A 24,334-nucleotide genomic window follows, 5' to 3' on the forward strand; every position below is an offset into this window, starting at 1 on the left:
GGCGCCCGTCTGCGCATCCTCGCAGATCATTAACAGACATTAACAGGCCGCGCCCCTCGCATAACGCGGAGCGTCACGTGCCTATCGTCGGTTCGTCTTCAAAACCCACCGCAGGACAGGAGTCGCGCGAATGTCGACGGTCTACGAAGCACCGGGTCAGAAGGGCAGCAAGGTCCAGTTCCAGAGCCGCTATGGCAACTACATTGGCGGGAAGTTCGTGCCCCCGGTGAAGGGCCAGTACTTCGAGAACATCAGCCCCGTGAACGGGCGCCCCTTCTGCGAGGTCCCGCGCTCCACCGCGGAGGACATCGAGAACGCGCTGGACGCAGCGCACGCGGCCAAGGATGCGTGGGGCAAGACGCCCGCCGCCGAGCGCGCGAACATCCTCAATCAGATCGCCGACCGCATGCAGCAGAACCTGGAGATGCTGGCCGTCTCCGAGTCCTGGGACAACGGCAAGCCCATCCGTGAGTGTCTGGCCGCCGACCTGCCGCTCGCCATCGACCACTTCCGCTACTTCGCCGGTTGTATCCGCGCGCAGGAGGGGTCGCTCAGCCAGTTGGATGACAACACGGTCGCCTACCACTTCAACGAGCCGCTCGGCGTCGTGGGGCAGATCATCCCGTGGAACTTCCCGCTGCTGATGGCCGCGTGGAAGATGGCGCCCGCGCTCGCGGCCGGCAACTGCATCGTCCTCAAGCCCGCGGAGCAGACGCCCGTCACCATCCTGAAGTTCGTGGAGCTGGTGGGCGACCTGCTGCCCCCCGGCGTGCTCAACATCGTGAACGGCTTCGGCATCGAGGCCGGCAAGCCGCTCGCGAGCAACAAGCGCATCGCGAAGATCGCCTTCACGGGTGAGACGACCACGGGCCGCCTCATCATGCAGTACGCCTCCGAGAACCTCATCCCGGTGACGCTGGAGCTGGGCGGCAAGTCCCCCAACATCTTCTTCGAGGACGTCTTCGCCAAGGACGACGACTTCGCCCAGAAGGCGCTGGAGGGCTTCGCCATGTTCGCCCTCAACCAGGGCGAGGTCTGCACGTGCCCGTCGCGCTCGCTCGTCGCGGAGCGCTTCTACGACGAGTTCATGCAGAAGGCCGTGGAGCGCACGAAGCGCATCGTGCAGGGCAACCCGCTGGACACCGCGACGCAGATCGGCGCCCAGGCGAGCAATGATCAGCTGGAGAAGATCCTCTCCTACCTGGACATCGGCAAGAAGGAGGGCGCGAAGGTGCTCACCGGTGGCGGCCGCAAGGCGCTGCCCGGCGCGCTGGCGGAGGGCTTCTACGTGGAGCCCACCATCTTCGAGGGCAATAATAAAATGCGCGTGTTCCAGGAGGAGATCTTCGGCCCCGTCGTCGCGGTGGCGAAGTTCAAGGACGCAGCCGACGCGCTCGCGCAGGCCAACGAGTCGCTCTACGGCCTGGGCGCCGGCGTGTGGACGCGCGACACGAACACCGCCTACCGCATGGGCCGGGGCATCCAGGCCGGCCGCGTCTGGGTGAACTGCTACCACCTGTACCCCGCGCACGCGGCGTTCGGCGGCTACAAGCAGTCCGGCATCGGCCGCGAGAACCACAAGATGATGCTCAATCACTACCAGCAGACGAAGAACATGCTCGTCAGCTACGACGCCAAGCCCATGGGCTTCTTCTAGGGATGCCTGTTCCGCGCGTTGAAGTGACGCCGGCCGCCGAGGCCCTGCTCCACAAGATGCAGGGCCTCCACGGTCCGCTGCTCTTCCATCAGTCCGGCGGCTGCTGCGACGGCAGCGCGCCCATGTGCTTCCCGCGCGGCGACTTCCGCGTGGGCCAGGAGGACGTGTACCTGGGTGCGGTGGTCGGCACGCCCTTCTACATGTCCGGGTCGCAGTTCGAGTACTGGCGCCACACCCACCTCACCGTGGACGTGGTGCCCGGTCGCGGCAGTGGCTTCTCCGTCGAAGCCCCCGAAGGCGTGCGCTTCCTCATCCGCTCGCGCCTGTTCACCGACGACGAGTACCGGGCGATGGAAGCCGAAGGGCCTCCGCTCAAGGGCGTCCAGCACTGACGACGCCCCGCGCGCCCCGTCCCCCCCTCACGAATCCTGGGGGGGACGGGACTGCGTGTCGGGCGCGGCGTGACGGGGCAGTCGCAGGGTGAAGGTGGCGCCCTGCCCCGGCTGGCTGTCCACGTCGATGCGGCCGCCCAGCGCTTCGACAATCTGCCGGCTGATGTAGAGCCCCAGCCCCATGCCGCCGTAGTGCCGGTCGGACACGGCGCGCTCGAAGCGGCCGAAGAGGCGGGGCAGCGCGGCCGCGTCGATGCCGATGCCCTCGTCGCGCACCTCCAGCCAGGCTTCGCCTTCCGCTCCGGTGCCCGCGCGCACCGACACCGGGTGGCCCGCGCCGTACTTGGCCGCGTTGGTGAGCAGGTTCACCAGCACCTGATCCAACCGCAGCGCGTCCCACTGGCCCGTCAGCGTGCGAGGCAGGTCCACGCGCACCGGACACCGGGACTGGGCGAACACCTCCTCCAGCCGCTCCACCGCGTCGCGCGTCAGCTGCGCCAGGTCCACCTCCGTGCGCTCCAGCGCCAGCTTGCCCAATGACAGACGGCTGACGTCCAGCAGGTTGTCCACCAGCGCCGTCAGCCGGAGCACCTGCCGCTGCGCCGTGGTCAGCCGGCCAGTCACCAGCCCCGACGCCCCGGCCACCTCCAGCGCCCGGCCAATCAGGTTGTGCTGGAGGATGAGGCTGGTCAGCGGCGTCTTCAGCTCATGGCTCGCCACGGAGAGGAACTCATCGCGCAGGCGCACCGCGGACTGGGCGTCGTGGAAGAGCCGCGCGTTCTCCAGCGCGACGCCAATGCGCAGCGCCAGCTCCTCCACCATCGTCACGTCCGCGGCCACCAGCGCGCGCTGCGGCACGGCGGTGAACAGCGTGATGACGCCCAGCACGCGGCCCCGGGCGCGCAGCGGAACCGCCAGCACCGACGTGGGCGACACACCGTCCACGTGGACGGACAGCGCGTCACCCCGCTGGGCGTCCAGGTGCGACAGGAAGCAGACCTCGCCCGACGCGAAGCACTGGAGCGCCGGCTGCGTGGGCCCCGATTCCCGGTCCGACGGGGTGTCCTTCCACCGCGCGTCGTGCGCGGACGCCCGGTGGGCCGCCGTCACCCGCCGCAGGGTGCCGTCCGGCGATGCCAGGTCCACCCGACATCCGGTGGCCACGTGGTTCGCGACCAGCTTCGCCACCTCCGGCAGCGTCTGCTCCACGTCGTCCAGGCGCAGCGCCAGCACGCGGCTTGCGTCCAGCAGCAATTGCAGCCGCTCCTCGGCCTCCTTGCGCCGCGTGATGTCCGCCATGGCGCCCGTGAGGTACGCGACCTTCCCGTCCGGGCCGGGGAAGGACTGCCCCACGCTGTGCAACCAGCGGACGCCGCCGTCGCGGCGCACCACGCGGAACTCCAGCTCGAAGAAGCAGGGGGGCTGACGCTGGTACCGGTGGAACTCCGCCTCCACGTACGGCCGGTCCTCCGCGTGCAGGCGGGAGAGGAAGTCGCCCACGGCCGAGGAGGAATCCACCGCGGGCAATCCCAGCATGTGGTTGAGCGCCGCGTCCCGCGTCTCCTTCGCGCGCCCCAGGTCCACCCGCCACGTGCCCATGTCGCCGGTGACGAGCGCCTGGCGCAGGCGTTCGGTGCGCTCGCGCAGGGCTTCGTAGAGCGCGGCCCGCTCCAACGCCTGCGCGCACTGGTGCGCCAGCGCTTCCAGGAAGGACCGCTCCGACGGCGAGAAGGCGCGCGCCTCCGGCCACGCGAGCAGCAACAGCCCCTGCACCCGCGTCTCGCCCCACAGCGGCACCACCGCGCGGGCCCCGGGCCCCTGGCTCCGCGCGAACCCGGCGGCCTGGGGGTGCTGGCGGAGGAACTCCTCCTGCGAGCTGAACCACCACGCCTCGCGCCGACAGTCCTGGAGCATCCTCGGGAAGGCGTCCTCGTCCTGGGGGCGGAGGAACCGGGCCAGCGCGTCCTCGGAGTACCCCAGCAGGCGCAGGGGGCGCAGGCCGCCGTCCTCTTCCAGGGCCAGCACCGCGACGCGCGTGGCGCCGCTGGCCTCCCACACCTCGCGCGCCAGCACCTGCGCCACCGCGTCCTCGGTGGCCGCGCGGGACAGGGCCGCCGTCACCGCCTGGAGTCGCGCGGTGCGCGCCTGGGCCTGACGGGCTTCGCCATACAGGGCGGCGTTGTCCAGCGACAGCGCGGCCCGCCGGGCCAGCTCGTGCGCCAGCGCCAGGTCCTGCTCGCCATAGCGGCGGGCGGACGTACCGCGCATCAATGACAGACATCCCAGCACCCGGCCCCGCGCCTCCAGCGGCACCAGCATCACGGAGCGGCAGCCCAGCCTCCAGGCCTCCGCCAGCCGTCCGTCTCCTCGCGCCACGGCGGCCTGGACGTAGGCTTCGGGCACGTCCGGCAGGAGGTAGGGCTGGCCGGTGCCCAGCACATGGGGCACGCCCGTGGGGCCGCCCACCTGCAGGGGCCAGCGCTCCGCGATGGCATACGCGTCAGGCACGAGCGAAGGGTCGCGGTGCGCCGCGGCCCGACGCACCACCGTGCCCGCGGGCGTGATGAGATCCACCACGCACCAGTCCGCCAGCCCCGGCACCACCAGGTCCGCGAGCTGGCGCAGCACCGTGGGCTCATCCAACGACGATGACAGCACCTCCCCCGCGCGGGCCAGGAAGGCGAAGCGGCCCTCCTCCCCGAAGGCATGCGACGGCGCGCCGGCCTCGGGTGGAAGCGCCAGCACCGGCGCGGCCCCGGTCCGGCCCATGGGAGGGTCCTTCACGCCGTCCGCCGCGTCCGTCGTGCTCACGGCCGATGCCGTCAGCTCGGGTGGACCGCTTGAGCGCGAGGCTCGCAGCTCCGACACGTCGCGAGCGCTCGCGACGTCCAGGTCCTTCAGGCTGTTCGCGGAGGCCACCTTCACGTCCTGGTTACGGCCCTCGGGCGAATCATTTCCCTCGCCGGGTCCTCGCGAAGGCGGACTGTCCTCCAGCACACGCTCGGACAGGTTCCGCACCTCCACCCGCGCCGCTGCATCCAGGGGCTCCGGTGCCCTCGCGAAGCCAGACACGCCTCCTGCTTCCGCCAGCCGGACCGCGTTCGTCGCCTCCATGACAGGCGGCGTCTCTCCGGAGGGCTCGGCGGATGGCTCGAGGGAGGGTTCGGGCATGGAGGAGGACCGAGGCACCGCACGGGCAGCGCTTCATTACCGATGGGGTGCTTCGATAATGACGGCCTCCTCCCCCCCACAAGGCCCCATGGAATCCGGAGTCGGGACGAGTGTTCGCCAGCCAACCCGTCCAGGCCCGTCTGCCCTCTCGCGGCGGCTCAGCGCGTGGGCACTTCGGGTGAAGGCGGGTTCCACCACACCGCGCCCTTGCCTTCGATGGCCGCATGGGCCCGCTCCCGCACCGTCCGCAGCGCGGCATCCTCCAGCGGGCGGAAGGCGGCGGCCGCGTGCAGCGCGGCGTCCTGTTCGTTGGGAAAGCCCAGCCCCATCAACATCACGTCCGGATCCAACGTGAGCGTGTAGTGCACGCACTCCGCCACCGACAGGTGGGGCAACACCGGCGTGTCCCGCGCCTCGCCGCCGGAGCCCACCTTTCCGCGCGGACGCGCCTGGAGCGGCCGGCCGTAGCCCTCCGTGTCCCCCAACAGCTTGCCCGCGCCGAACGTCTTGAAGGACACCACGCCCACGCCCTTCTCGCGCGCCAGGGGCAGCACCTGCTCCACGTAGCGCGCGTCCACGAACGGGCCCAGCGGGAACATCACCACGTCACAGCGCCCGGAACGCACCGCCGCCAGCAGCGCGTCCGGGTGGTGACAGGAGATGCCCCGGAAGCGCGCCTGGCCCTTCGCCACGCAAGCCTCCAACTGCTCCAGCGCCCCGCCCGGCCGCGCCACCTGCTCCCACTGCGCCAGCGACTTCACCGCGTGCAGCGCGAACAGGTCCACCGACGGCAGGCCCAGCCGGGAAAGGCTCTCCTCCACCTGCGGCGCCACCGGCGCGTCCAGCACGTCCACCTTGTCGATGACGAAGACGCCCTCGCGCCGGCCGCGCAGGGCCTCGCCCACGACCTCCTCGCTCAGGCCGTCCTCGTACCCGGGCGCCGTGTCGATGACGTTGAGCCCCGCGTCCAGCGCCCGGCGCAGCGTGGCGATCAACTCCTCGCGCGGCACCGTGCGGTCCGCCACGTCACCAATGCCCACCGACGTCGCGGTGAAGCCCGTGCGCCCCAACTCACGGCGCGGGGTGAAGCGGGGCAACGACGATGGGCCGGACATGGATGACGCCTCCAGGCCCCCAACATCTCACCGCGCGCTTCGCCCCGCGCGGTTCTTGTCCCAGATGCCGCCCAGGATGAGCAGGTAGGCGACCAGCCGGACGACGTACAGGTAGTGCCGGTTTTCGGAGTCCAGGTCCTGGCCCACCACCGTGCCCAGCAGGTTGTGCAGGCCCATCAACGCGAAGGCCAGGGCGAAGAAGGCGAAGAGCCGGTCGCGGGACTGCCGGTGGAAGCGCAGGAAGAACAGGGCGCACGCCAGGTACGCCATCATCACCGCGCCATCGAGCAGGGTCTTGAGCATGACCGGTCCGTCCGTCAGGACACGTCCCAGATGAGGCCGAAGAGCAGCACCCCACTGGCCAGGAGCGACGTGACGGTGCGCGCCAACGACAGGTCCCCTTCCGGGATGAGCACCAGGTCCACGAAGAGCAGCACGTTGTTGAGGGTGAAGATGCAGAAGCACAGCCCGCTGTAGAGCAGCAGCTTCATCCGCGTGCGCCGCCACGCGCGCAGGAGCAACACCGCGCACGCCACGCTCGTCAACGCGCACAGGAGGTAGACCGCTTCAGCCATGGTCCTTGCCATCCTTGTCCGGCTTCAACACGAATGCGTCCGCGAACCCCCGCACCCGGTCCATGGGACGGGAGAAGATGAACGAAATCACACTCACGCGCCGCGCCGCGTAGGTGGTCGCCAGCTCCGCCGCGGCCTGCACGTCGTCTGACTGGAAGGGGCTGAAGCGGAAGGCCTCGCCCGGAACCCCATCCTGGAGCAGCAGCCCTCCCGTCTTCAGCTCCGCCAGACGGCGGGCCGCCGAGGCTTCGGTGATGCGCAGTTCCAGGGCCACCTCCGGCGCCTTCCATGCCCGGTCTGTCCGGGCGCGAAGCAGGAGGAGGACCTCCAGCTTCTCGATGGAATCGATGTGCGTCGTGAGGAAGCGCTGGACCCGTGGGGAGAGGCCGGCGTCAGTCACGCCTCCACCTATGGACCCAGATACTTTGTGAATCAACCTTTTCCCCTACAGCGGTTGTTCACAGTTCCACACGAGCCCGCTCCCCTGCCCGGGCAGGGTGCGTCATGGCGGGGGGCGCCTGATTCCGCCTAGTTGCGTACGCGCTGGGCCGGGGCCCGCACCCGGACGTCCATGCGCGCCTCCCCCGCCACCATGCTGCTCAGGGCCTCGGTCTGGGTGGGGGACAGGCGGGCCACGGCGCGCAGGGCGGCCACCAGGATGAGGGACTCCAGGCTGGAGGGGACGCTCACGCCGTGCGGGCCGGACTTGATGGGCAGGGGCAGCCGGGGCACGCGGCCGGCGGCGGACAGGGCCTCCACCGCGTAGGCGGGGCTGGGCTCCAGGGACACGGCGATGGCGGGCAGCGCCTTCGCTTCCTCCCCCTGGCCGTGGACCTGGAGCTCCAGCAGCCGCGCGAGCGCGCCGGGCCGTTCATAGAGGGCCAGTCCCGCGAGGCCGTCGTCCGCGTGGAAGACGCAGCCCTCGTAGGTGTGCTCGTGCGCGCCGGTGACGTCCACCACGAAGGGCTGTCCGTCATCCCAGTGCGTCCAGGGCATCGCGTTCCAGTACTCGGTGGCGGCCTGGACGAAGAGCAGCGCCTTGTCCGACCCCAGCCCGGACACGCCCCGCTGTCCCCACGCGAGGAACGTGGCGATGGCCGCCCGCGAGGAGAGCGCCGCCTGCGGAGGCGGCGCCACGCTCAGGCCCAGCTCCAGGGCGGCCTCCGCCAGCGCGGGCTCGCACAGCGCCTGGGACGTGTCCTCCAGGCCGGCGATGAGGGCCCTCACGCCCGCGACGTCGTCCTGTTCGAAGACGGGGGCGGACGGGTCGCCCGACGCGCCGATGCGCAGGTACACCCCGGTGGTGCCCATGGAGAGGGGCACCGGGCCCAGCTTGAGCAGGTGGAACATGGCGGGCCTCCCAGGCTCGCGGCTGGAATGCTCAGCCTTCCCGGACGCGCGGCGCGTCCAGGGCCTTGCGCACCTGTTTCATCAGGGCGCGGATGTCGAAGGGCTTCTGGAGGAACTCCATCCCGGGGTGCTGACGCCTGAGGCCGTTGGTGTCCACGGCGCTCATGCCCAGCACGGCGATGTGCCGCAGCTCCGGGTCCTTCTGGATGCGCTCGATGAGCGCGGGCCCATCCAGCACGGGCATCATCCAGTCGGTGAGCACCAGGTCCGGCTTCACCTCCGCCATGCGCTCCAGGGCCTCTTTGCCATGGGACGCCGTCAGCACGCGGTAGCCCTCTTCCCTCAAGAGGTCCGCGAGGGCCTCCAGGATGCCCTGTTCGTCGTCCACCACCAGCACGGTCTCGGTCGCGGGAGCCACGGAGTCTCTGGGGGTCAGGAGTGGTTGCCCGGGAAGCGGGCAATGCCGGTGAGCAGCAATTCAGGCGACGGCTGGAACGGAGGCTGCACCTCGATGCCCTGGGGCGTGATGAGGAACTCGCGCAACGTCGGGTCGTAGTCCGCGTCACGCAGCTTGAAGATGGAGAGCAGCCGCCGCAGCCGGCCGTTGAGCTCCAGGTGGCGCATGAACAGCAGGTTCTCCGCCACGCCGGACAGGCCCGTGCCCAGCGGCACGTCCATGTCCGGGCCGAAGAGCCGGGGCGTCTCCAACGTGAAGAACGTGGTGACCCCCAGCCGGCGCAGCTCCTGCGTGAGCGCGGCGAAGAAGGGGCTGATGCGCGCCGGCTCGTGCGTCGTCTCCACCATGGCGCTCAGGCCGTCCACGAACAGCCGCTTCACGCCGCGCTTGCGCACGTCCTCCAGCAGCGCGTGCGCCACCATGTCCAGGTTGCACTCGGCGGGCATGTTCCACTGGAGCGTCAGCCGGCCGTCCCGCACCGCGCTGCCCAGCGACAGCCCCACGTTGGCCGCCTTGTGCAAGAGCCGGTCCGGGCCCTCGTAGAAGCTCACCATCAGGCCGGGCTCGCCCAGGCGCAGCCCCTCCGCCAGGTGGCTGGCGCCCAGGAGGGTCTTGCCGCTGCCAGGAGGCCCCATCACCAGCGTGGTGGACGCGGCGGCCAGCCCTTCTGGAATCATCGCGTCCAGCGTGGGCACGCCAAAGCGCACCCGCTGCGTGCCCCAGTCCGGCGGCTGCGCGCGGCTGACCACCGACTCCAGGCGGGGGAACACCTCCACGCCCGCCTCGGAGATGCGGAAGTGGTGCGACCCGCTCAGGCTCGCGCTGCCGCGGAACTTGCGCACCTGCAGCTCGCGCCAGGAGCGCATGGCCGCCGTGCGCTCGCGCAGCTCCAGGATGCCGTCCACCATCGTGTATTCAGGATGCACGGTGGGGCCCACGCTGCTCGTGAGCAGCAGCGCGGTGAAGCGCGTGAGGCCCGCGGACACCTGGAGCTCGTGGATGAACTTCTTGAAGTCGCGGCTGCTGCCCGCGGCCTCCTGCGCCTGCACCAGCCCGTCCAGCACCAGGATGCCCGCGCCGTGGTTGCGCATCTCCCGGCGCAGCAGCTCCAGCAGGCCCGGCAGCCCCTGCTCCTCCAGCATCCGGAAGCCGCTGACGTAGTAGATGCGCTGGGGAAGCTGCGAGGCGTCGAAGAACGCCATGCTGCGCAGGTTCGCCAGCATGCGCGAATGGGACTCCGCGAGCAGCGTCACATACAGGCAGCGAGTGCCCTGGCGCGCCTGCTCGTAACAGAGCTGGTTGGCGAGGATGGTCTTCCCTGCCCCGGGCTCTCCCACGACGATGTAGACGCCCGATGCCATCAGGCCGCCGCCCAGGATGGGATCCAGTCCGGGCACGCCCGTCGCGATGCGATCGAAGACGGGGGTGTGCTGCTCGCTAGGGGACATGGCGACCGCTCATACCGTAAAACCCGGGGTGTCGCTCCGGAGTTTGTGGAGCGCCTGCCCGCCTGGAGTCCGCCGCGTGGAAACCCTCGTCAGGCTCGCCGAAGGGCTGGGCCGTTTCTCTTCCCGGTTCGTTCCCAGCGCCTTCGCCATCGCCGTGCTCCTCACCCTGCTCACCATGGCCCTCGCCCTGGGGTGGGTGGGGGCTTCACCGCCGGTGGTGCTGGATGCGTGGGGCGGCGGATTCTGGGAGCTGCTCACCTTCTCCATGCAGATGGCACTGGTGATGTTCACCGGCTACCTGCTGGCGCTCACCGCCCCGGTGAAGGCGCTGCTGGAGAAGGTCGCCAGCCTGCCCAGGAGCCCGCGCGGCGCCACCGCGCTGATGGCGGCGGTGTCCATGGCGCTCGCGTACTTCAACTGGGGCCTGTCCCTGGTGGCCAGCGCCATGCTGGTGCGCTTCATCGCGCGCCGCAGGCCGGACGTGGACTACCGGCTGCTGGTGGCGTGCGCGTACTTCGGCCTGGGCGCCACATGGCACGCGGGCCTGTCCGCCTCCGCCCCGCTGCTGGTCGCGACGCCGGGGCACTTCCTGGAGAAGCAGCTGGGGATCATCCCCATCGACCGGACGCTGTTCTCCCCCTTCAACGTGGGCCTGACGCTCTGCGCGGTGGCGCTGCTCACGGCGCTCGCGTGGGCGCTGCACCCATCCCCGGAGCGCACCGTGCGCGTGGAGCCCCAGGTGCTGGAGAAGCTGGGGGACTTCACCCCGCCGCCGAAGCCCTCCGGGAAGCTCAGCCCCGCCGAGTGGTTGGATCACGCGTGGCTGCTCAATGTCATCTTCGGCGTGCTGGGCCTTGCGTGGTTCGCGCGGCACCTGTGGCTGAACGGCGGCTGGCGCGCGCTCAACCTCAACGTGGTGAACTTCACGTTCCTGGTGCTGGCGGTGCTGCTGCACGGCACGCCCGCGCGGCTGCTCAAGGCGAGCGAGGAGGCCGCGAGCGTGCTGCACGGCATCGTGTTGCAGTTCCCGCTGTACGCGGGCATCTACGGCATCTTCAAGGCCACGGGGCTGACGGATCGCATCGGCGAGCTGTTTGTATCGCTGTCCACGCGGGAGACGTTCCCCGCCATCGTGTATCTGTACAGCGGCGTGGTGAACTACTTCGTGCCCTCCGGCGGCTCCAAGTGGGCCATTGAAGCGCCGTACCTGCTGGAGGCCGCGGGCCGGCTGGGCGTGGCGCCGGAGAAGGTGGTGCTGGCGTACGCCTGGGGCGACATGGCCACCGACCTCATCCAGCCCTTCTGGGCGCTGCCGCTGCTGGCCGTGGCGCGGTTGGAGTTCAAAGACATCCTGGGCTTCCTCCTGGTCGCCTTCCTCGTCTACCTGCCACTGGTGACGCTGGGCTTCTTCCTCTTCGGGTAGGGCAGGACGGGGGCGGGGTGTTCCGTGCTAGACACACACTCCTGGAGGCCGGACGTGGGACGGCCTCCTTGAACGTCCAAACGAGGGGATCCCGAATCATGAAGAGCGTGTTCAACGGAAGCGTGCTGTGCGCGGTACTCGGTGTGGCGACGGTCGCGGGAGCGCAGGAGGCGGCGGCTCCGCCGGCGCAGACCGTGAAGGCCCCCAGCGCGGACGCGGTGCGTGACACCTGGAACTTCTTCTACAAGGGCCAGGGCCAGGGTCCGGTGCTGGTGGAAGCCAAGCTGTGTACCGAGGTGGCCAAGGACGGCCCCAACAAGTACGAGTGCACCGCCGAGGTGGGCCCCGAGGGCGTCAAGGCGGGCACCTCCGTGATGCTGTGGCAGAGCTACCTGGTGCCCCAGGGCGACTCCGTCGAGGACCTGCTGGTGCAGGTGAAGCAGGGCGCCACCGTGCGCGAGACGAAGGACGTGAAGGTGAAGGGCGAGGGCTGGCGCGCGCGTCAGTGGACCGGCGTGAAGCTGGCGAAGCCCGGCGCGTGGACCGTCGTCATCATGCGCGGCGACCAGGTGCTCAAGGAAGTGCCCGTGAAGGTCCTGTAGTCCTCCGCATCGAAAGGCAGCACACGACGACGCCCGCCCGGGATGGGTTTCCCGAGCGGGCGTTGGTGTTTCCAGCGATGCGACTACGGCTTGAAGGCTTCGTCGCCCCGGGGCGTCAGGGCGGTCCAACTGTTGTTGCGCAGGTTGAGCGCGCGGAACTTCGGGCCCGTCGTCCAGTCGCCCATCAGCACGAAGAGGTGGGGCCGGGTGATGCGGGTCCCCTTCACGGAGCGCTCCGTGGAGGCACCGCCCTCCTGCCCCCGGATGGCGTACCAGGCGTAGGAGCCCGTCGCGTCCGTCCCCATCGGCGCGGGGAAGCCCTCCCCTTCGACAGAGCCGCCCACCGCGCCATACGTCACGTCCGGAATGACGCTCGTGTACGTGGGGCCGCGACTGGAGTTGTCACCGGCGACATCGAAGAAGCCCAGCCCCACGCCCTGCGCGGGAGAAGATGAACAGGCATTGATGAACCGCACGCGCGCGTCCTGCGCGTCTGGCGCGAAGGTGTCCGGCACGATGAAGGCCCGGGGCCCCTCGGCGCCCGTCTGTCCCGACCTGCCGCTCACGACCACCAGGTAGCGGCGGCCCGCTTCCAGGGGACCCGTCTGGAAGGCGCCCAGCACGGCCGAGCCCGAGGCCAGGGAGAACGTCAGCGCATGTCCCGCAGTGCCCGCTGACACATCACCGACCGCCGGATCATTTCCATAGCCCAGGCCCGTCGCGATGGGCGCGCCCTGGCTGCTCACCTTCAGCGCCCCACCGTCGATGAGCGCATGGAAGAAATAGAGCAGCGGATCCCGCTTGAGGCGCACGGCGCTGCCCTTCCCCGCGGGAATCAGCAGCAGGGAGGAAGCACCCGCGTCGTTCATGGCACGGCGGTCATCCCCCGAGGACAGGACGTAGTAGCCCTGGCCCTTCACCAGCGCGCCGGACGGCAGGGTGTAGCCCACCTCCGCGCTCTGCGAGGGCTCCGGGGCGTCAATGCTGCCTCGCACCAGCAGCCGGCCCGTCGTCGCCGGGATGGCGCGTCCCTTCACCTCCGGATCCGCGGTGAAGGGCGTGACCTCCGGCAGCTCCTCGCCCGAGTCCGTCTTGAGGAGCCGGGGGAAGAAGTCCGCGATCACCTGGTCCGCGGTCACGTGGCGCACGCGGACCTCGTCGGGCGGCACGGCGCCGAACGCGTCGTCCTTCAGCGCCAGGAGCTTCGGCGCGTTGACCTCGCTGGTCCCCACGCTCGCCATCCCGCCCACCGCCAGCAGCGTCAGCCGTTCGCCTTCGGCCAGTGAGACCTTCCCGGTCGTCGCCAGCGCGGGCTCCGTGGCGGACGCCCCTGCCTTGCGCAGGGAGAACTGGAGGTCCGCGCCCGGCGTGACGGGGACGAAGTCCTTCACCCCCGGCTCGCCGGACTCCACCCCCGTGAACAGGGATTGCGCGGGCGTCCCCGCCTGGACATCCATCCGGTAACGGGCCGCGTCCCATGGGGTGTTGGCATCGTCGAAGTTGCCCTCGTAGAGCGCGTTGACGAAGCGGACATAGGCGATGGGGCCCGCATCCACCCCGGCATCGGTGCCCGCGTCCACACCCGCGTCCGCCCCGGCATCCGTACCTGCGTCAATGCCCGCGTCCGTCCCGGCATCCGTGCCCGCATCCACCCCGGCATCGGTGCCCGTGCCCGCGTCCACCTCCGCGGTCGGCGTCGGGGGGACGGCCACGCACTTCTCCTCCTGGCACGCCCACACCTGGCCCGTGGGGGCCGTGCCCTGGTCCCGGCAATCGAACGCATCCCGGCACTCGGTGGAATCACATCCGACCAGCAGCGGGACCACACTCAATCCCACACACCACAGGAGTGCCCTCAAGCTGTGTCTCTTCACGCGACTTCCCCTTTCGGGAATGGGTGTTGCAGGGTCATGAATGGGTTTCAGGGAGCGACGCGCTTCTCGCACTCGTTGCGCAGCGGGTAGATCCAGCCCGGCGGGTTCTTCGACAGCTCATCCCGGAGGAAGAAGTAGGCCATCACGCCCACGTTGAACTCCGCGTGCCTCAGCCACTCCTCAAGCGCCGCCGAGTCCGTGCCCTCGCGGATGCCTTGCGTCAGCGGATTGTCCAGGGTGCAGACCTCCGTCCACATCCGCGTTCCGCCGATGGCCGTGATGTTGGCGCTGGGGGGCGTGGCCGTGCCGAACTTGCCCAGCCGGATGAGGTCGCAGGCACCGCGCGCCGCGCCGAGCATGTTCGCGCCCCACGACGCCCAGTCCCGGGTGTCGGCGGAGAAGTCGATGTCCACCTCGCCGTACTTCACCCAGGCCTGCATGAACTGCTCGGTGAACTGGACCGTGGTGCCGCCGCTCGCCATCCACAGCAGGTAGCGGGCGCCACCGTGCGCGCCGTACTCCTGTTCGAAGGGCACGAGGTTGGGCGTGCCGTTCGTCGCGCCGAAGAGGCCCGCGGTGAGGTTGGCCACCCGTGCGCCGTTGAGGGCCACCAGCGTCTTGGCCGCGCCACTCTGGCCGTCGCCCGCGCGCCCGTGGCAGTTGGCGCAGATGCCCTGGAAGGCGGTGGCGCCCGGCGTGGAGCTGTAGAGCCGGCCCCAGCTGTAGCGGGGCCTGCCCAGCGTATCCAGCATCCACGGTTCGATGGTTTCCGGAGCGGGCTGGTTTGGGAACGAGCAGCCCGGCTTGCCCACCCACCAGTTCGTGGGGAAGGACTGACGGGCGAGCTGTTCGTGCTGGGCGGTGATGGGATAGCGGGTCAGGTGCTCATAGGGAGGCTTCCCGATGGCGTCCTTCCAGCGCGAGTTGCGCGGCTCGTAGGGCACCTTGTCCGTGAAGTCCTCGGTGATCCACCGCACATCGGTGGGGTTCGAACACGAGGCGGCCACGGCCTGCTCTGCCTGGCGCAGGCGCTCCTGCTTCTTCGCCGCCTTGTCCTGCGCGGACAGCGCCTCCTCGCCCTTCCACTCCAGCGCGCCCAGGTAGCGCGCCATCAGCAGCGCGGCGCGGCAGTCGTTGCCGGGCACGTTGGCGGGCATGTGGATGATGCGGGCATCCGTGTCCCGAGCGACGCGCTGATAGAGCGTGCTGCCCGGGGTGCGCAGCAACAGGTCCTTCAGGAAGAAGTCGGGCTGGGCTCCATCATCACAGACGGCATAGCTGCGCTGGCCGTTGCTCTCCTTCACGCCACAGGGGTTCCAGCCGAAGAGGATGCCTCCCGCGGAGAAATCCAGCGAAGCGATGGCGGGGTTGCTCTGCACGGCGAACCCGTTGGGGTTGTGGCACTGCGCGCAGTTGCCAACGAAGTAGCCCTGCAGCTCCAGGGCTTCCTTTCCGGGGACGGGCTGGCCCTCCGGGCCGGCCTGCTGCGCGTACCCCTCCAGCTTCGGGAGCAGGTCCCTCAACTCCTGCCGCGTGCCGGAAGCCGGCAAGCCGGTGATGACGCCCGCGCGGACCAGCCGCTCCAGTTGGCTGAGTTCGTCCTCCTGGATGTTCGCGTTCGCATCCACGCCCGCCTCGCCCGGAGCGCGGCGGTTGAGCTGCAGCGGTGTGAAGCCGAGCACGAAGTTCTGGCCCTCGGAGCCCGTGTGACAATTGACGCACCGGTGCGCGCCGGGGATGGCGTAGTTGCGCGTCTTCCCGGTGCCCTCGTGCTCCGTGTAGACGAGGACGCGGTCGGAGAACGGCTCCCCGTTCCGGTAGCGCAGGTCATGCAGCTCCGCGACCGTGCCCTCCGCGTTCCACAGGTAGGTGCCGAAGAGCGACTGGTTCCAGGGCTCGCGCACGACGATGAGGCGCGTTTCAATCTTCCGGTAGCGCAGGTAGCCATCCTTGCCGGCCACCGACTTGAAGAACGTCTTGTAGAAGCGCGTGTTGGGAGGGATGTGGAACGCCTTCGTTTGCGCGTCGTACCGGATGGACTGACCGGCCGGCACGTGCACCAGGCGCAGCTTCTTCGCGTGGTCGGAGAAGAGCGGATAGGTGGGCGCGAAGGCGAAGGTGCCGCGCGCCGCCAGCTTCTCCACGTCGAACGTCATGATGTCCGTGTCCGTGTCGGACAGCCTGGGCGGCAGCTTCGTGAGCGCCGCGAAGGCCGCGTCCTTGTCCGGGTCGCTCCCGAACAGCTCCGGCTTCGTGACGTCCGGGACGCAGTGGCCCAGGTCGGTCATCGCCGCCGCCACCCCGGGCTCCACGGAGACACCACCCGTGACCGCGTCGTCACAACTGCCGCTGAAGCTCCCCGTCGGAGACCCCTGCGCCAGCCAGGCGTCGATCGCGCACGCCAGCTCCACCGCCTTCTTCGTCTGTTCGGGCGTGGCCAGCGGAGGCATCTCTCCCTGGGAGGCCTTCAGGGCCATCCTCGCGCCGTCGTGCTTCAGCCCTTCCAGGCCGGCGCCGTACTGGAAGCCCCCCACGGCGTTGGGCGCCGCATGACACTGGGCGCACTGGGCATCCACGCGGGCCTTCAGCCCGTCGAAGGTCTCCGTGAAGGTCGCCGCGGGCGCACCGGCGTGCATCGGGATGCGCTCGCCCGAACGCGCGGGCGGACAGGCCGTGGCCACGGGCGGTGGCGGCACCGGAAGCGGCGGGGGCGGTGACTCGGAACAGCCCGCCGCGAGCACCCCAGCCCATAACAAGACACCCCGGGCCAGGCCGGGCACAAACCCCTTCCGTGTCATCCACATGTGTTCGGGACCCCGTTCGTCGAATGGCGTCAGCCGGGCCCCGCCTTTGAAGAACCCCCGCGGTAGGGCGCCAACCATGAAGGGCACCCTACCGCGCAGACACTGTCTTGCTTTGACAAGTCCTTGCAACACCTGACGTCACGGCGTCGTGACGACCTGAAGCTTTCCAAGCCGGTCACCGAAGCGCTCGGCAAACCAGACATTGCCATCCAGACAGAAGAATCCAGCGGGTCCAAAGGAGATGCCGGAAGGGAAGCTGTCGGGGGTCTGGAGGGGGAACTCGGTGATGGCGCCGGTGCGGGTGATGCGGCCCAGCTTGTTGCCGAACTGTTCGACGAACCAGACGTTGCCGTCGGCGCCGACCGAGAGCGCGGCGGGTGAGCTGTCAGGGGTGGGGATGGCGTACTCGGTCACGACGCCGGCCGGGGTGATGCGGCCCACCTTGTTGCCGAACTGCTCGGTGAACCACATGGCGCCGTCCAGGCCCGGGGTGATGGCGCTGGGGCCGCTGTCCGGCGTGGGAATGCTGAACTCCCGCAGCGTGCCGTCGGCGGGGGAGATGACGCCAATCTTGTTGCCGGCCAGCTCGGTGAACCAGATGTTGCCGTCCACGCCCAGGGCGATGCCCCGGGGCTGGGACGCCAGCGTGGGAATGGCGAATTCGGTCACCACGCCCGCCGGGGTGATGCGGCCAATGCGGTTGCCCGTCACCTCCGTGAACCACACGTTGCCGTCCAGGCCCGCGGTGATGCCAAACGGGGACGAACCCCGCTCCGGGAGCGGGAACTCCGTCACGACGCCGGCCGGGGTGATGCGCCCCACCTGGTCCACGCTCAATTCGGTGAACCAGAGGTTGCCGTCCAGGGCCGGGGTGATGTTCTGGGGAGAGGCATACGGCGTGGGCAGGGCGAACTGGGTCACCTGCCCGTCCCGGGTGGCGCGGCCAATCGTGTTGCTGCCGGTCTGGGTGAACCAGACCTTGAGGTCCGGCCCGACGGTGATGCCCACGGGCTCCGAGCCCGGGGCGAGCGGGATCTCCCGCACGGTGCCCACGGTGCCAGCCGGTTGGCGGCAGGCCCAGGGCGGGCTTCCCTTGAGAGCATTCTGGGAGGTGGAGTCGGCGAGCGCGGGCGCGCTGATGAAGGTGGTGGATGCGACGAGCAGCGTGACGATGGAGCGCATGGGTCCGGGTTCTTTCGGGTGACAGTGGGGGGACAGCGGCAGCCCCACGGCGCAAGGGGGCCAGGAGGGGTCTTCCCTCCCGGCCCGGTGCGACGTGCTGCCTGGGTTCAGCGCGGGACTACTGGCAGAGGCCGGCGCCCTTGCCGTCGTTGTTCACGCCGCCGCACTTCAGGGCGCCCGTGGTGTCGCAGGCGATGAAGCCCTGGTTGACCAGGATGTTCTCGAAGGCCTGCTTGTTCGCGGCGCTGTAGGCCCACGCGTAGAGGATCCGCTCGTTGGTGGAGCGCGTGTTGGTGGTGCTCTCGTTCAGGAACAGCCCGCGGGAGAGCGGGTAGGCATTGGCCTTGTCCGTGAGGAACTTGCGGACGTTGGTGACGCTGGGGGCGATGCCATTCACGCTCAGCGCCCGGTTGCCCGTGCGGGCGGCGGAGTCACCGGAGTAGCCGATGGCGTTGGCGTCGGTCGCGGTCAGCTTGCCGATGCACTTCGTCGCGCTCGTCTCCCCCGCGCAGGCCGCCGGCAGGGCGCCGTCGGCGATGACGGTGACGTCGGAGCAGAAGGTGCCGCCGCCCACCAGGGACTTGAAGGTGTCCGTGGTGCCGGACAGGTCGTCGCGGCGGTACTTCGTGAGGGTGCTGGTGCAGGAACCGGGGATGGCCACGCCCGCGCTGTCCGTGGCGAAGAACAGCTTGCGCAGGTCGGCCAGGGAGATGTCGGTCAGCGCGTTGCTGGTGTTCACGAACGCGTTCACCGCGTCCAGCGCGATGATGTTGCTGCGCTCGCCCGTGCGGCAGGGCGCCTTGAAGTCACGCGACATCGGAGAGAGCGCCTGCTGGCCGGCGGTGCAGTAACCGGCGGAACCGGTGCGCACACAGCCCTCGCCCACGCCGGAGCCCTTGCCCTGGACGTTCAGGTTGGCGCTGGAGGCGAGGCTCGCGGCGATCATCGCGTCCTTCAAGGTGTCCGAGCCGTAGAACTCCCGGTTCGGGCCCAGGTCCTGCTTCGCAGTCGCCATGTCTTCCACCGTGGCCTCCGACGCGCCACCGCAGCCCACGGCCGACATCGCGAACACCGCGGCGGACATCACCCACTTCATCGTCGTCTTCATGGACAACTCCTGGTTGGTGCCTGATGCAGGTTGGACAGCCTCATCGCCACCCCTGTCCTAGCTTCAGGGCAGACCCCGGCCCTTCCGCCTTGCGCGGTCGGGAGGACATGGAGGTGGCGGAAGAGTCATCGGACCCGGCGTGCCCGGATTCGACGACGGGCAAGATGCCTCAATGCCAGACAACGACATGACTCAAACGCGTCAAATCTCTGCCACGCCAGGTCACACCGCGTGGGAGGAATGTTCCGCGCGGCGGGATGCCCAATCCCTCACGTTCCCGTGACGGAGGCGTGGCGGCATTCCTGTCACCCATTGGACACAGCGCGTCCCCTGCCCTCGCCCGCCTGGTGCTCGGGAGGGCAACCCGCGCGGCGACTTTCTTTACCGCCGCCCCCCGCCCCCGAGGCGGGAGGATTTACCGGCTGGCGGACACGCAACCCGCCCTTGCGCCGCGTTCCCAGGGCGCTCTCAGAGGGAGCACCTTCGCGTGAGGACCTTGGCCGCGCGCTTGCAGAAGGGTCACTGCGCGGTTGAAGGGTGGGGGAGTCGGGGTTGGTGGGTCGAGACCGGGACGGGGTGGCGACGGTGGCGTGGTTTCGGATGGCGGTGTGCGTGGGGGGGCTGCTGTTCCTCGTGGGGTGCGAGGAAGCCCGGGCTACGACACCGCGCATCCCGGTGCTCGGCGAGGTGGGTGGACAGGTGGGGCAAGAGGGCGTGGAGGCCCATGCGTGGTCGCGGACCCTGATGATTGGGGACCAGCAGGCGCCGCACGCGGTGGTGACCTCCAACGGGGACGTCCTCGTGGCCGCCACCTATCAGGAGCCCATCAATCTGGGGGCGGGGCCCCTTCCCTTCGACCGCGATGTCGTAGCGCCCCATCTGTTGGTGGCGCGCTTCTCTTCGGAAGGCACGCTGCGCTGGGCACGGGGCTGGACGCCCAAGAGCCAGGCGCGGGCGCGCGTGGGCGGGCTGGCGGTGGATGCCAGCGACCACGTCTTCCTCGCGGGGACTTCCGCGGGCTTCACGCAGGACACCGCCACGCTGCCGGAAGGGCCGTTCCTGGCCCGGCTGAGCGGCGAGGGCGCCCTGGACTGGGTCCGCTCGCTTCCGGGTGAAGGCCCCGTCGCCGTGAACGCCGTCACGTCCGACAACGACGGTGGCGCGGTGCTGGTGGGTGACTTCACCGGCCAGCGCGACTTCGGTGAGGGTTTGAAGTCGGCGCCCAATGGCAGGCACGCGGGCTTCGCGCTGCGCGTGGGCCCGAAGGGTGAACAGCGCTGGAGCCGCGTGTGGACGCCCGTGGGCGAAGGTGAAGTCTCCGCGCGAGCCGTGGCGGTGGATGTCTTCGGCGACGTGCACGTGGTGGGCGGCTACGCGGGGGCGGTGTCCTTCGGCGACGCCACGTTCCTCACCGTGCGCCAGCACACGCCCTTCGTGGTGAAGCTCACCCACGACGGCGACCACGTGTGGAGCCACGACGTGCGCGGCACGGATGGCAGCGCGCTGTCCGTGGCCGTGGGCCCGGACCGCGTCTTCGTGGGCGGCGGCTTCAGCGGCCGGCTCTACTTCCAGAATGCCTGGCACCGGGCGGACTCACGCGACGGCTTCCTGCTCGCGTATGACGCCCAGGGCAGCCAGCGCTGGGCGCGCACCTTCCCCACCGGCGCGCCCGTGGTCGCCACCGACGAAGCCGGTCAGGTGACGGTCGCCGGCAGCCACGATGGCGGCCGGGCCCTGGGCGGCGCGGACCTGCCTCCCGGCTTGTATGTCGCGAAGCTCTTGCCTGACGAAGGCACGTCGCTCTGGGTGCGTGGCTTCGCCAGCGCTGGCACCGCCTCCAATGCCCGGAACGTGTCCGTGGACTCCACCGGTGGCGTGCTGCTCGCGGGAGGATTGAACCGGCCCGCCTCCGAGGACGGACCGTCGCAGCGGCTGCAGGATGGTTTCCTCCTGCGCCTGAACCCCTGACACCGCGGGGCATCCCGCAGTTCAATTCCAGACGCGACAGGCCTCCCGACCGGAAGACATACGGGTTTCCCCCAAGTCTTTCCGTTGACGGGATGCAACATGGAATCCTGGAATTAGACTTCGTTTCATCCGCCGTGATATTCGCCAGCCGCCTTCAAGATTCGTCGTGTCTTGAAGGGCGAGGCTGCGCTGAAGCGTCTGCGCTCGGAAGTGCTCGCACGCAGGCGGCCAACCCCTCGACATCACTCGCTGCGAACCGTGCACGCGGTGCAGTGGGCCGCGCGCCCAATGAGTCACTGTGAGAGGTTGAACCCATGACATCCACCGTTCCACGGATGGACACGCTCCTGAAGAGTGTCACCGGCACGGCCCCGCGGGTCTTCGGATTCCTGGCGCTGCTGGCCGCGACCACCGCGAGCGCGAGCGAGGCGGACCTGGTCCTCCCCGATTTCCGCTCCGTCACCTTCTTCGCTGGCCTCGATGGACGGCAGCTGCTGATGTCCGGCATCGCCGTCTGTCTCCTCGGCCTCGTCTTCGGCTTCCTCCAATACGCGAGCCTCCAGAAGCTGCCCGTGCACCGGGCGATGCTGGAGATCTCCGAGCTCATCTATGAGACGTGCAAGACGTACCTGATGACGCAGCTGAAGTTCATCATCGTCCTCTGGGTGCTCATTGGCGCGGTGATGGTCGGCTACTTCGGCTTCCTGCGACACATGGAGGTCGGCCGCGTGGCCATCATCCTGTTCGCCAGCCTCGTGGGCATCGCCGGCAGCTGCGGCGTGGCCTGGTTCGGCATCCGGGTGAACACGTTCGCCAACAGCCGCACGGCGTTCGCGTCCCTGCGTGGCAAGCCCTACCCCACGTATGCCATCCCGCTGCAGGCGGGCATGTCCATTGGCATGGTGCTCATCAGCACGGAGCTGCTGCTGATGCTCTGCATCCTCCTGTTCGTTCCGGCGGACTTCGCGGGGGCGTGTTTCATCGGCTTCGCCATCGGTGAGTCGCTGGGCGCGTCCGTGCTGCGCATCGCGGGCGGCATCTTCACGAAGATCGCCGACATCGGGTCCGACCTGATGAAGATCGTCTTCAAGATCAAGGAGGACGACGCGCGCAACCCCGGCGTCATCGCGGACTGCACCGGCGACAACGCGGGCGACAGCGTGGGCCCTTCCGCGGATGGCTTCGAGACCTATGGCGTCACCGGCGTGGCGCTCATCACGTTCATCCTGCTCGCGGTGGGCGCCGAGTACCGGGTCCAGCTGCTCGTGTGGATCTTCATGATGCGCATCGTGATGGTGGTGGCCTCGCTGGTGTCCTATTGGATCAACAACGCCATCCAGGGCGCCCGCTACATGAACGCGGACCACATGAACTTCGAGACGCCGCTCACCGCGCTGGTGTGGCTGACGTCCATCGTGTCGGTGGTGCTGACGTTCGCGGTCAGCTACCTGCTCATCCCGGACATCGGCGGGGATGACTCGCTGTGGCTCAAGCTGTCGGCCATCATCACCTGCGGCACGCTGGCCGGCGCCATCATCCCGGAGGCCATCAAGGCCTTCACCTCCACGGAGAGCCGGCACGTGCGCGAGGTCGTCACGGCCAGCCGCGAGGGCGGCGCGTCGCTCAACGTCATCTCCGGCCTGGTCGCGGGCAACTTCTCCGCCTACTGGATGGGGCTCATCATCGCGGGCCTGATGGGGCTGGCCTACGGGTTCAGCACCCTGGGCGTGGGCACGCTGATGATTGCCCCCGCGGTGTTCGCGTTCGGCCTGGTGGCCTTCGGCTTCCTGGGCATGGGCCCGGTCACCATCGCGGTGGACTCCTACGGACCGGTGACGGACAACGCGCAGAGCGTCTACGAGCTGTCCCTCATCGAGAACGTCCCCAACGTGAAGCAGGCGGTCCATGAGGAGTTCGGCTTCACCCCGGACTTCGACAAGGGCAAGCAGTACCTGGAGGAGAACGACGGCGCGGGCAACACGTTCAAGGCGACCGCGAAGCCGGTGCTCATCGGGACGGCCGTCGTGGGCGCCACGACGATGATCTTCTCCATCATCGTGCTGCTCGTGGGCATCACCACCAACAGCGCGGGCGCGCAGGTGCTCAACGCGGCCAACACGCAGAACCTGTCGCTGCTGCACGCCCCGTTCCTGCTGGGCCTCATCACCGGCGGCGCCATCATCTTCTGGTTCTCCGGCGCCTCCATGCAGGCGGTGTCCACGGGCGCCTACCGCGCGGTGGAGTTCATCAAGGCGAACATCAAGCTGGAGGGGGTGGAGAAGGCCAGCGTGGCGGACTCCAAGAAGGTGGTGGAGATCTGCACCCAGTACGCGCAGAAGGGGATGATCAACATCTTCCTGGGCGTCTTCTTCAGCACGCTCGCCTTCGCCTGCCTGGAGGCCTACTTCTTCGTGGGCTACCTCATCTCCATCGCCATCTTCGGCCTGTACCAGGCCGTGTTCATGGCGAACGCCGGCGGCGCGTGGGACAACGCGAAGAAGCTGGTGGAGACGGAGCTGAAGGCCAAGGGCACGCCGCTGCACGACGCCTGCGTCGTCGGCGACACGGTGGGTGACCCGTTCAAGGACACCTCGTCGGTGGCCCTCAACCCGGTCATCAAGTTCACCACCCTGTTCGGCCTGCTCGCGGTGGAGCTGTCCGTGGAGCTGGAGGCCGCCGGCCAGGGCACGCTGCTGCGCATCTTCGCCGCGGTGTGCTTCATCCTGTCGATGCTCTTCGTCTACCGCAGCTTCTACGGCATGCGCATCGAGAGCGCCGGCACCAGCGAGCTGAAGTCCCCGGCCCAGGTGAAGACCGCCTGAGCGGCCGCGTCGCTGACGCGACCTGGAAGCCCGCGGCGGGGTTGCTTCCACGGAAGCCCCCGCCGCTGTCTCCTGTCACATGTTTCAGGCGTGTCTCACGCCCCGATGCCCTCCGGGTCCGTGGCCAGCTCCCCGCCCAGGTGCATGCCCGTCTGGCACCGGTAGTCCGTGTAGAGCGACGCCGCCACGGTGAACACCCCCACCAGCACGTGCACCGCGGCCGCCACGGGCCTGCGCTTCGCGTAGCCCAGCAGGAACGGCGCCAGCACCGCGCCCGCCCCATAGGCGTAGTCGGACAGCTCGTGCGCTTCGATGGGGATGAGCTTCGCGAGGCTCAGCCGGTAGTCGGTGAACAGCGACACGCCCAGCGCCGCCCCGCCCAGGGC

18 protein-coding genes and 1 pseudogene are annotated in these 24,334 nt (G+C 69.4%); 6 read left to right on the forward strand and 13 right to left on the reverse strand.

From position 1 onward, the window contains the following. The first annotated feature begins 130 nt into the window (after nt 1-130). Both D7X74_RS07885 and D7X74_RS07890 read left to right on the forward strand, forming a co-directional pair. Entirely contained in the window at nt 131-1,657 is a 1,527-nt protein-coding gene (locus D7X74_RS07885) for an aldehyde dehydrogenase family protein (RefSeq protein WP_120532311.1), read from the forward strand. A 2-nt stretch (nt 1,658-1,659) separates the two neighbouring features. Then, the gene (locus D7X74_RS07890) at nt 1,660-2,049 is read left to right on the forward strand and encodes a DUF779 domain-containing protein (protein WP_120532312.1); all 390 of its coding nucleotides are present in this window, start codon (nt 1,660-1,662) and stop codon (nt 2,047-2,049) included. 27 nt (nt 2,050-2,076) lie between these two features. On the opposite strand, the gene D7X74_RS07895 is transcribed toward D7X74_RS07890, so the two are convergent. From D7X74_RS07895 to D7X74_RS07930, 8 genes are all read right to left on the reverse strand, one after another. Then, a complete protein-coding gene (locus D7X74_RS07895) occupies nt 2,077-5,220 on the reverse strand; it encodes a GAF domain-containing protein (protein WP_120532313.1) in 3,144 nt (1,047 codons plus the stop codon). A 158-nt stretch (nt 5,221-5,378) separates the two neighbouring features. Next, nucleotides 5,379-6,335 (reverse strand): aldo/keto reductase, encoded by a 957-nt coding sequence (locus tag D7X74_RS07900; RefSeq protein WP_120532314.1) that lies wholly within the window; start codon nt 6,333-6,335, stop codon nt 5,379-5,381. Nucleotides 6,336-6,362: 27 nt separating this feature from the next. Next, nucleotides 6,363-6,638 (reverse strand): DUF5985 family protein, encoded by a 276-nt coding sequence (locus D7X74_RS07905; RefSeq protein WP_120532315.1) that lies wholly within the window; start codon nt 6,636-6,638, stop codon nt 6,363-6,365. A gap of 14 nt (nt 6,639-6,652) precedes the next feature. Further along, complete coding sequence (locus D7X74_RS07910; RefSeq protein WP_120532316.1) at nt 6,653-6,910, reverse strand: DUF5985 family protein; 258 nt, start codon at nt 6,908-6,910, stop codon at nt 6,653-6,655. Then, on the reverse strand, nt 6,903-7,310 hold the full coding sequence (locus D7X74_RS07915) for a hypothetical protein (protein WP_120532317.1): 408 nt from the start codon (nt 7,308-7,310) through the stop codon (nt 6,903-6,905). Before D7X74_RS07915 ends, D7X74_RS07910 begins: the two co-directional genes overlap by 8 nt. Nucleotides 7,311-7,438: 128 nt before the next feature. Beyond that, nucleotides 7,439-8,260, reverse strand: coding sequence for a hypothetical protein (locus D7X74_RS07920; protein WP_120532318.1), 822 nt, complete (start codon nt 8,258-8,260; stop codon nt 7,439-7,441). A 31-nt stretch (nt 8,261-8,291) separates the two neighbouring features. Beyond that, nucleotides 8,292-8,678 (reverse strand): response regulator, encoded by a 387-nt coding sequence (locus D7X74_RS07925; RefSeq protein WP_120532319.1) that lies wholly within the window; start codon nt 8,676-8,678, stop codon nt 8,292-8,294. A 14-nt stretch (nt 8,679-8,692) separates the two neighbouring features. Continuing rightward, a complete protein-coding gene (locus D7X74_RS07930; RefSeq protein ID WP_120532320.1) occupies nt 8,693-10,165 on the reverse strand; it encodes an ATPase domain-containing protein in 1,473 nt (490 codons plus the stop codon). A gap of 76 nt (nt 10,166-10,241) precedes the next feature. Between D7X74_RS07930 and D7X74_RS07935 the strand changes: the two genes are divergently transcribed. Then, entirely contained in the window at nt 10,242-11,588 is a 1,347-nt protein-coding gene (locus tag D7X74_RS07935; protein WP_120532321.1) for a short-chain fatty acid transporter, read from the forward strand. Between the two features lie 98 nt (nt 11,589-11,686). Next, nucleotides 11,687-12,190 (forward strand): hypothetical protein, encoded by a 504-nt coding sequence (locus D7X74_RS07940; protein WP_120532322.1) that lies wholly within the window; start codon nt 11,687-11,689, stop codon nt 12,188-12,190. Nucleotides 12,191-12,273: 83 nt separating this feature from the next. Here D7X74_RS07940 and D7X74_RS07945 read toward each other — a convergent pair whose 3' ends face one another. The 4 genes from D7X74_RS07945 to D7X74_RS07960 form a co-directional block, all read right to left on the reverse strand. Further along, complete coding sequence (locus D7X74_RS07945; protein ID WP_158622196.1) at nt 12,274-14,022, reverse strand: DUF4397 domain-containing protein; 1,749 nt, start codon at nt 14,020-14,022, stop codon at nt 12,274-12,276. Nucleotides 14,023-14,111: 89 nt separating this feature from the next. After that, nucleotides 14,112-16,745 (reverse strand): hypothetical protein, encoded by a 2,634-nt coding sequence (locus D7X74_RS07950; RefSeq protein ID WP_233602018.1) that lies wholly within the window; start codon nt 16,743-16,745, stop codon nt 14,112-14,114. 261 nt (nt 16,746-17,006) lie between these two features. Continuing rightward, complete coding sequence (locus tag D7X74_RS07955) at nt 17,007-18,050, reverse strand: Virginiamycin B lyase (RefSeq protein ID WP_120532325.1); 1,044 nt, start codon at nt 18,048-18,050, stop codon at nt 17,007-17,009. 118 nt (nt 18,051-18,168) lie between these two features. After that, nucleotides 18,169-19,158 carry a substrate-binding domain-containing protein gene (locus tag D7X74_RS07960; RefSeq protein ID WP_120532326.1) on the reverse strand — a complete coding sequence of 330 codons (990 nt, stop codon included), beginning with the start codon at nt 19,156-19,158 and terminating at the stop codon, nt 18,169-18,171. A 555-nt stretch (nt 19,159-19,713) separates the two neighbouring features. Between D7X74_RS07960 and D7X74_RS07965 the strand changes: the two genes are divergently transcribed. Both D7X74_RS07965 and D7X74_RS07970 read left to right on the forward strand, forming a co-directional pair. Next, nucleotides 19,714-21,126: a hypothetical protein gene (locus tag D7X74_RS07965; protein WP_233602019.1), complete on the forward strand. Its 1,413-nt coding sequence runs from the start codon at nt 19,714-19,716 to the stop codon at nt 21,124-21,126. A 314-nt stretch (nt 21,127-21,440) separates the two neighbouring features. After that, entirely contained in the window at nt 21,441-23,948 is a 2,508-nt protein-coding gene (locus tag D7X74_RS07970) for a sodium-translocating pyrophosphatase (protein ID WP_120532328.1), read from the forward strand. A gap of 95 nt (nt 23,949-24,043) precedes the next feature. On the opposite strand, the pseudogene D7X74_RS07975 reads toward D7X74_RS07970, so the two are convergent. After that, nucleotides 24,044-24,334: pseudogene (locus D7X74_RS07975) on the reverse strand (hypothetical protein); the annotation flags it as partial.

This window comes from Corallococcus sp. CA047B (genome assembly GCF_003612065.1).
In the GTDB taxonomy this organism is placed as follows: domain Bacteria; phylum Myxococcota; class Myxococcia; order Myxococcales; family Myxococcaceae; genus Corallococcus; species Corallococcus praedator.

Coding starts and splice junctions, on each gene's coding strand:
- D7X74_RS07885 (WP_120532311.1), top strand. CDS start 131: ATGTCGACGGTCTACGAAGCACCGGGTCAGAAGGGCAGCAAGGTCCAG.
- D7X74_RS07890 (WP_120532312.1), top strand. CDS start 1,660: ATGCCTGTTCCGCGCGTTGAAGTGACGCCGGCCGCCGAGGCCCTGCTC.
- D7X74_RS07895 (WP_120532313.1), bottom strand. CDS start 5,220: ATGCCCGAACCCTCCCTCGAGCCATCCGCCGAGCCCTCCGGAGAGACG.
- D7X74_RS07900 (WP_120532314.1), bottom strand. CDS start 6,335: ATGTCCGGCCCATCGTCGTTGCCCCGCTTCACCCCGCGCCGTGAGTTG.
- D7X74_RS07905 (WP_120532315.1), bottom strand. CDS start 6,638: ATGCTCAAGACCCTGCTCGATGGCGCGGTGATGATGGCGTACCTGGCG.
- D7X74_RS07910 (WP_120532316.1), bottom strand. CDS start 6,910: ATGGCTGAAGCGGTCTACCTCCTGTGCGCGTTGACGAGCGTGGCGTGC.
- D7X74_RS07920 (WP_120532318.1), bottom strand. CDS start 8,260: ATGTTCCACCTGCTCAAGCTGGGCCCGGTGCCCCTCTCCATGGGCACC.
- D7X74_RS07930 (WP_120532320.1), bottom strand. CDS start 10,165: ATGTCCCCTAGCGAGCAGCACACCCCCGTCTTCGATCGCATCGCGACG.
- D7X74_RS07940 (WP_120532322.1), top strand. CDS start 11,687: ATGAAGAGCGTGTTCAACGGAAGCGTGCTGTGCGCGGTACTCGGTGTG.
- D7X74_RS07955 (WP_120532325.1), bottom strand. CDS start 18,050: ATGCGCTCCATCGTCACGCTGCTCGTCGCATCCACCACCTTCATCAGC.
- D7X74_RS07960 (WP_120532326.1), bottom strand. CDS start 19,158: ATGAAGACGACGATGAAGTGGGTGATGTCCGCCGCGGTGTTCGCGATG.
- D7X74_RS07970 (WP_120532328.1), top strand. CDS start 21,441: ATGACATCCACCGTTCCACGGATGGACACGCTCCTGAAGAGTGTCACC.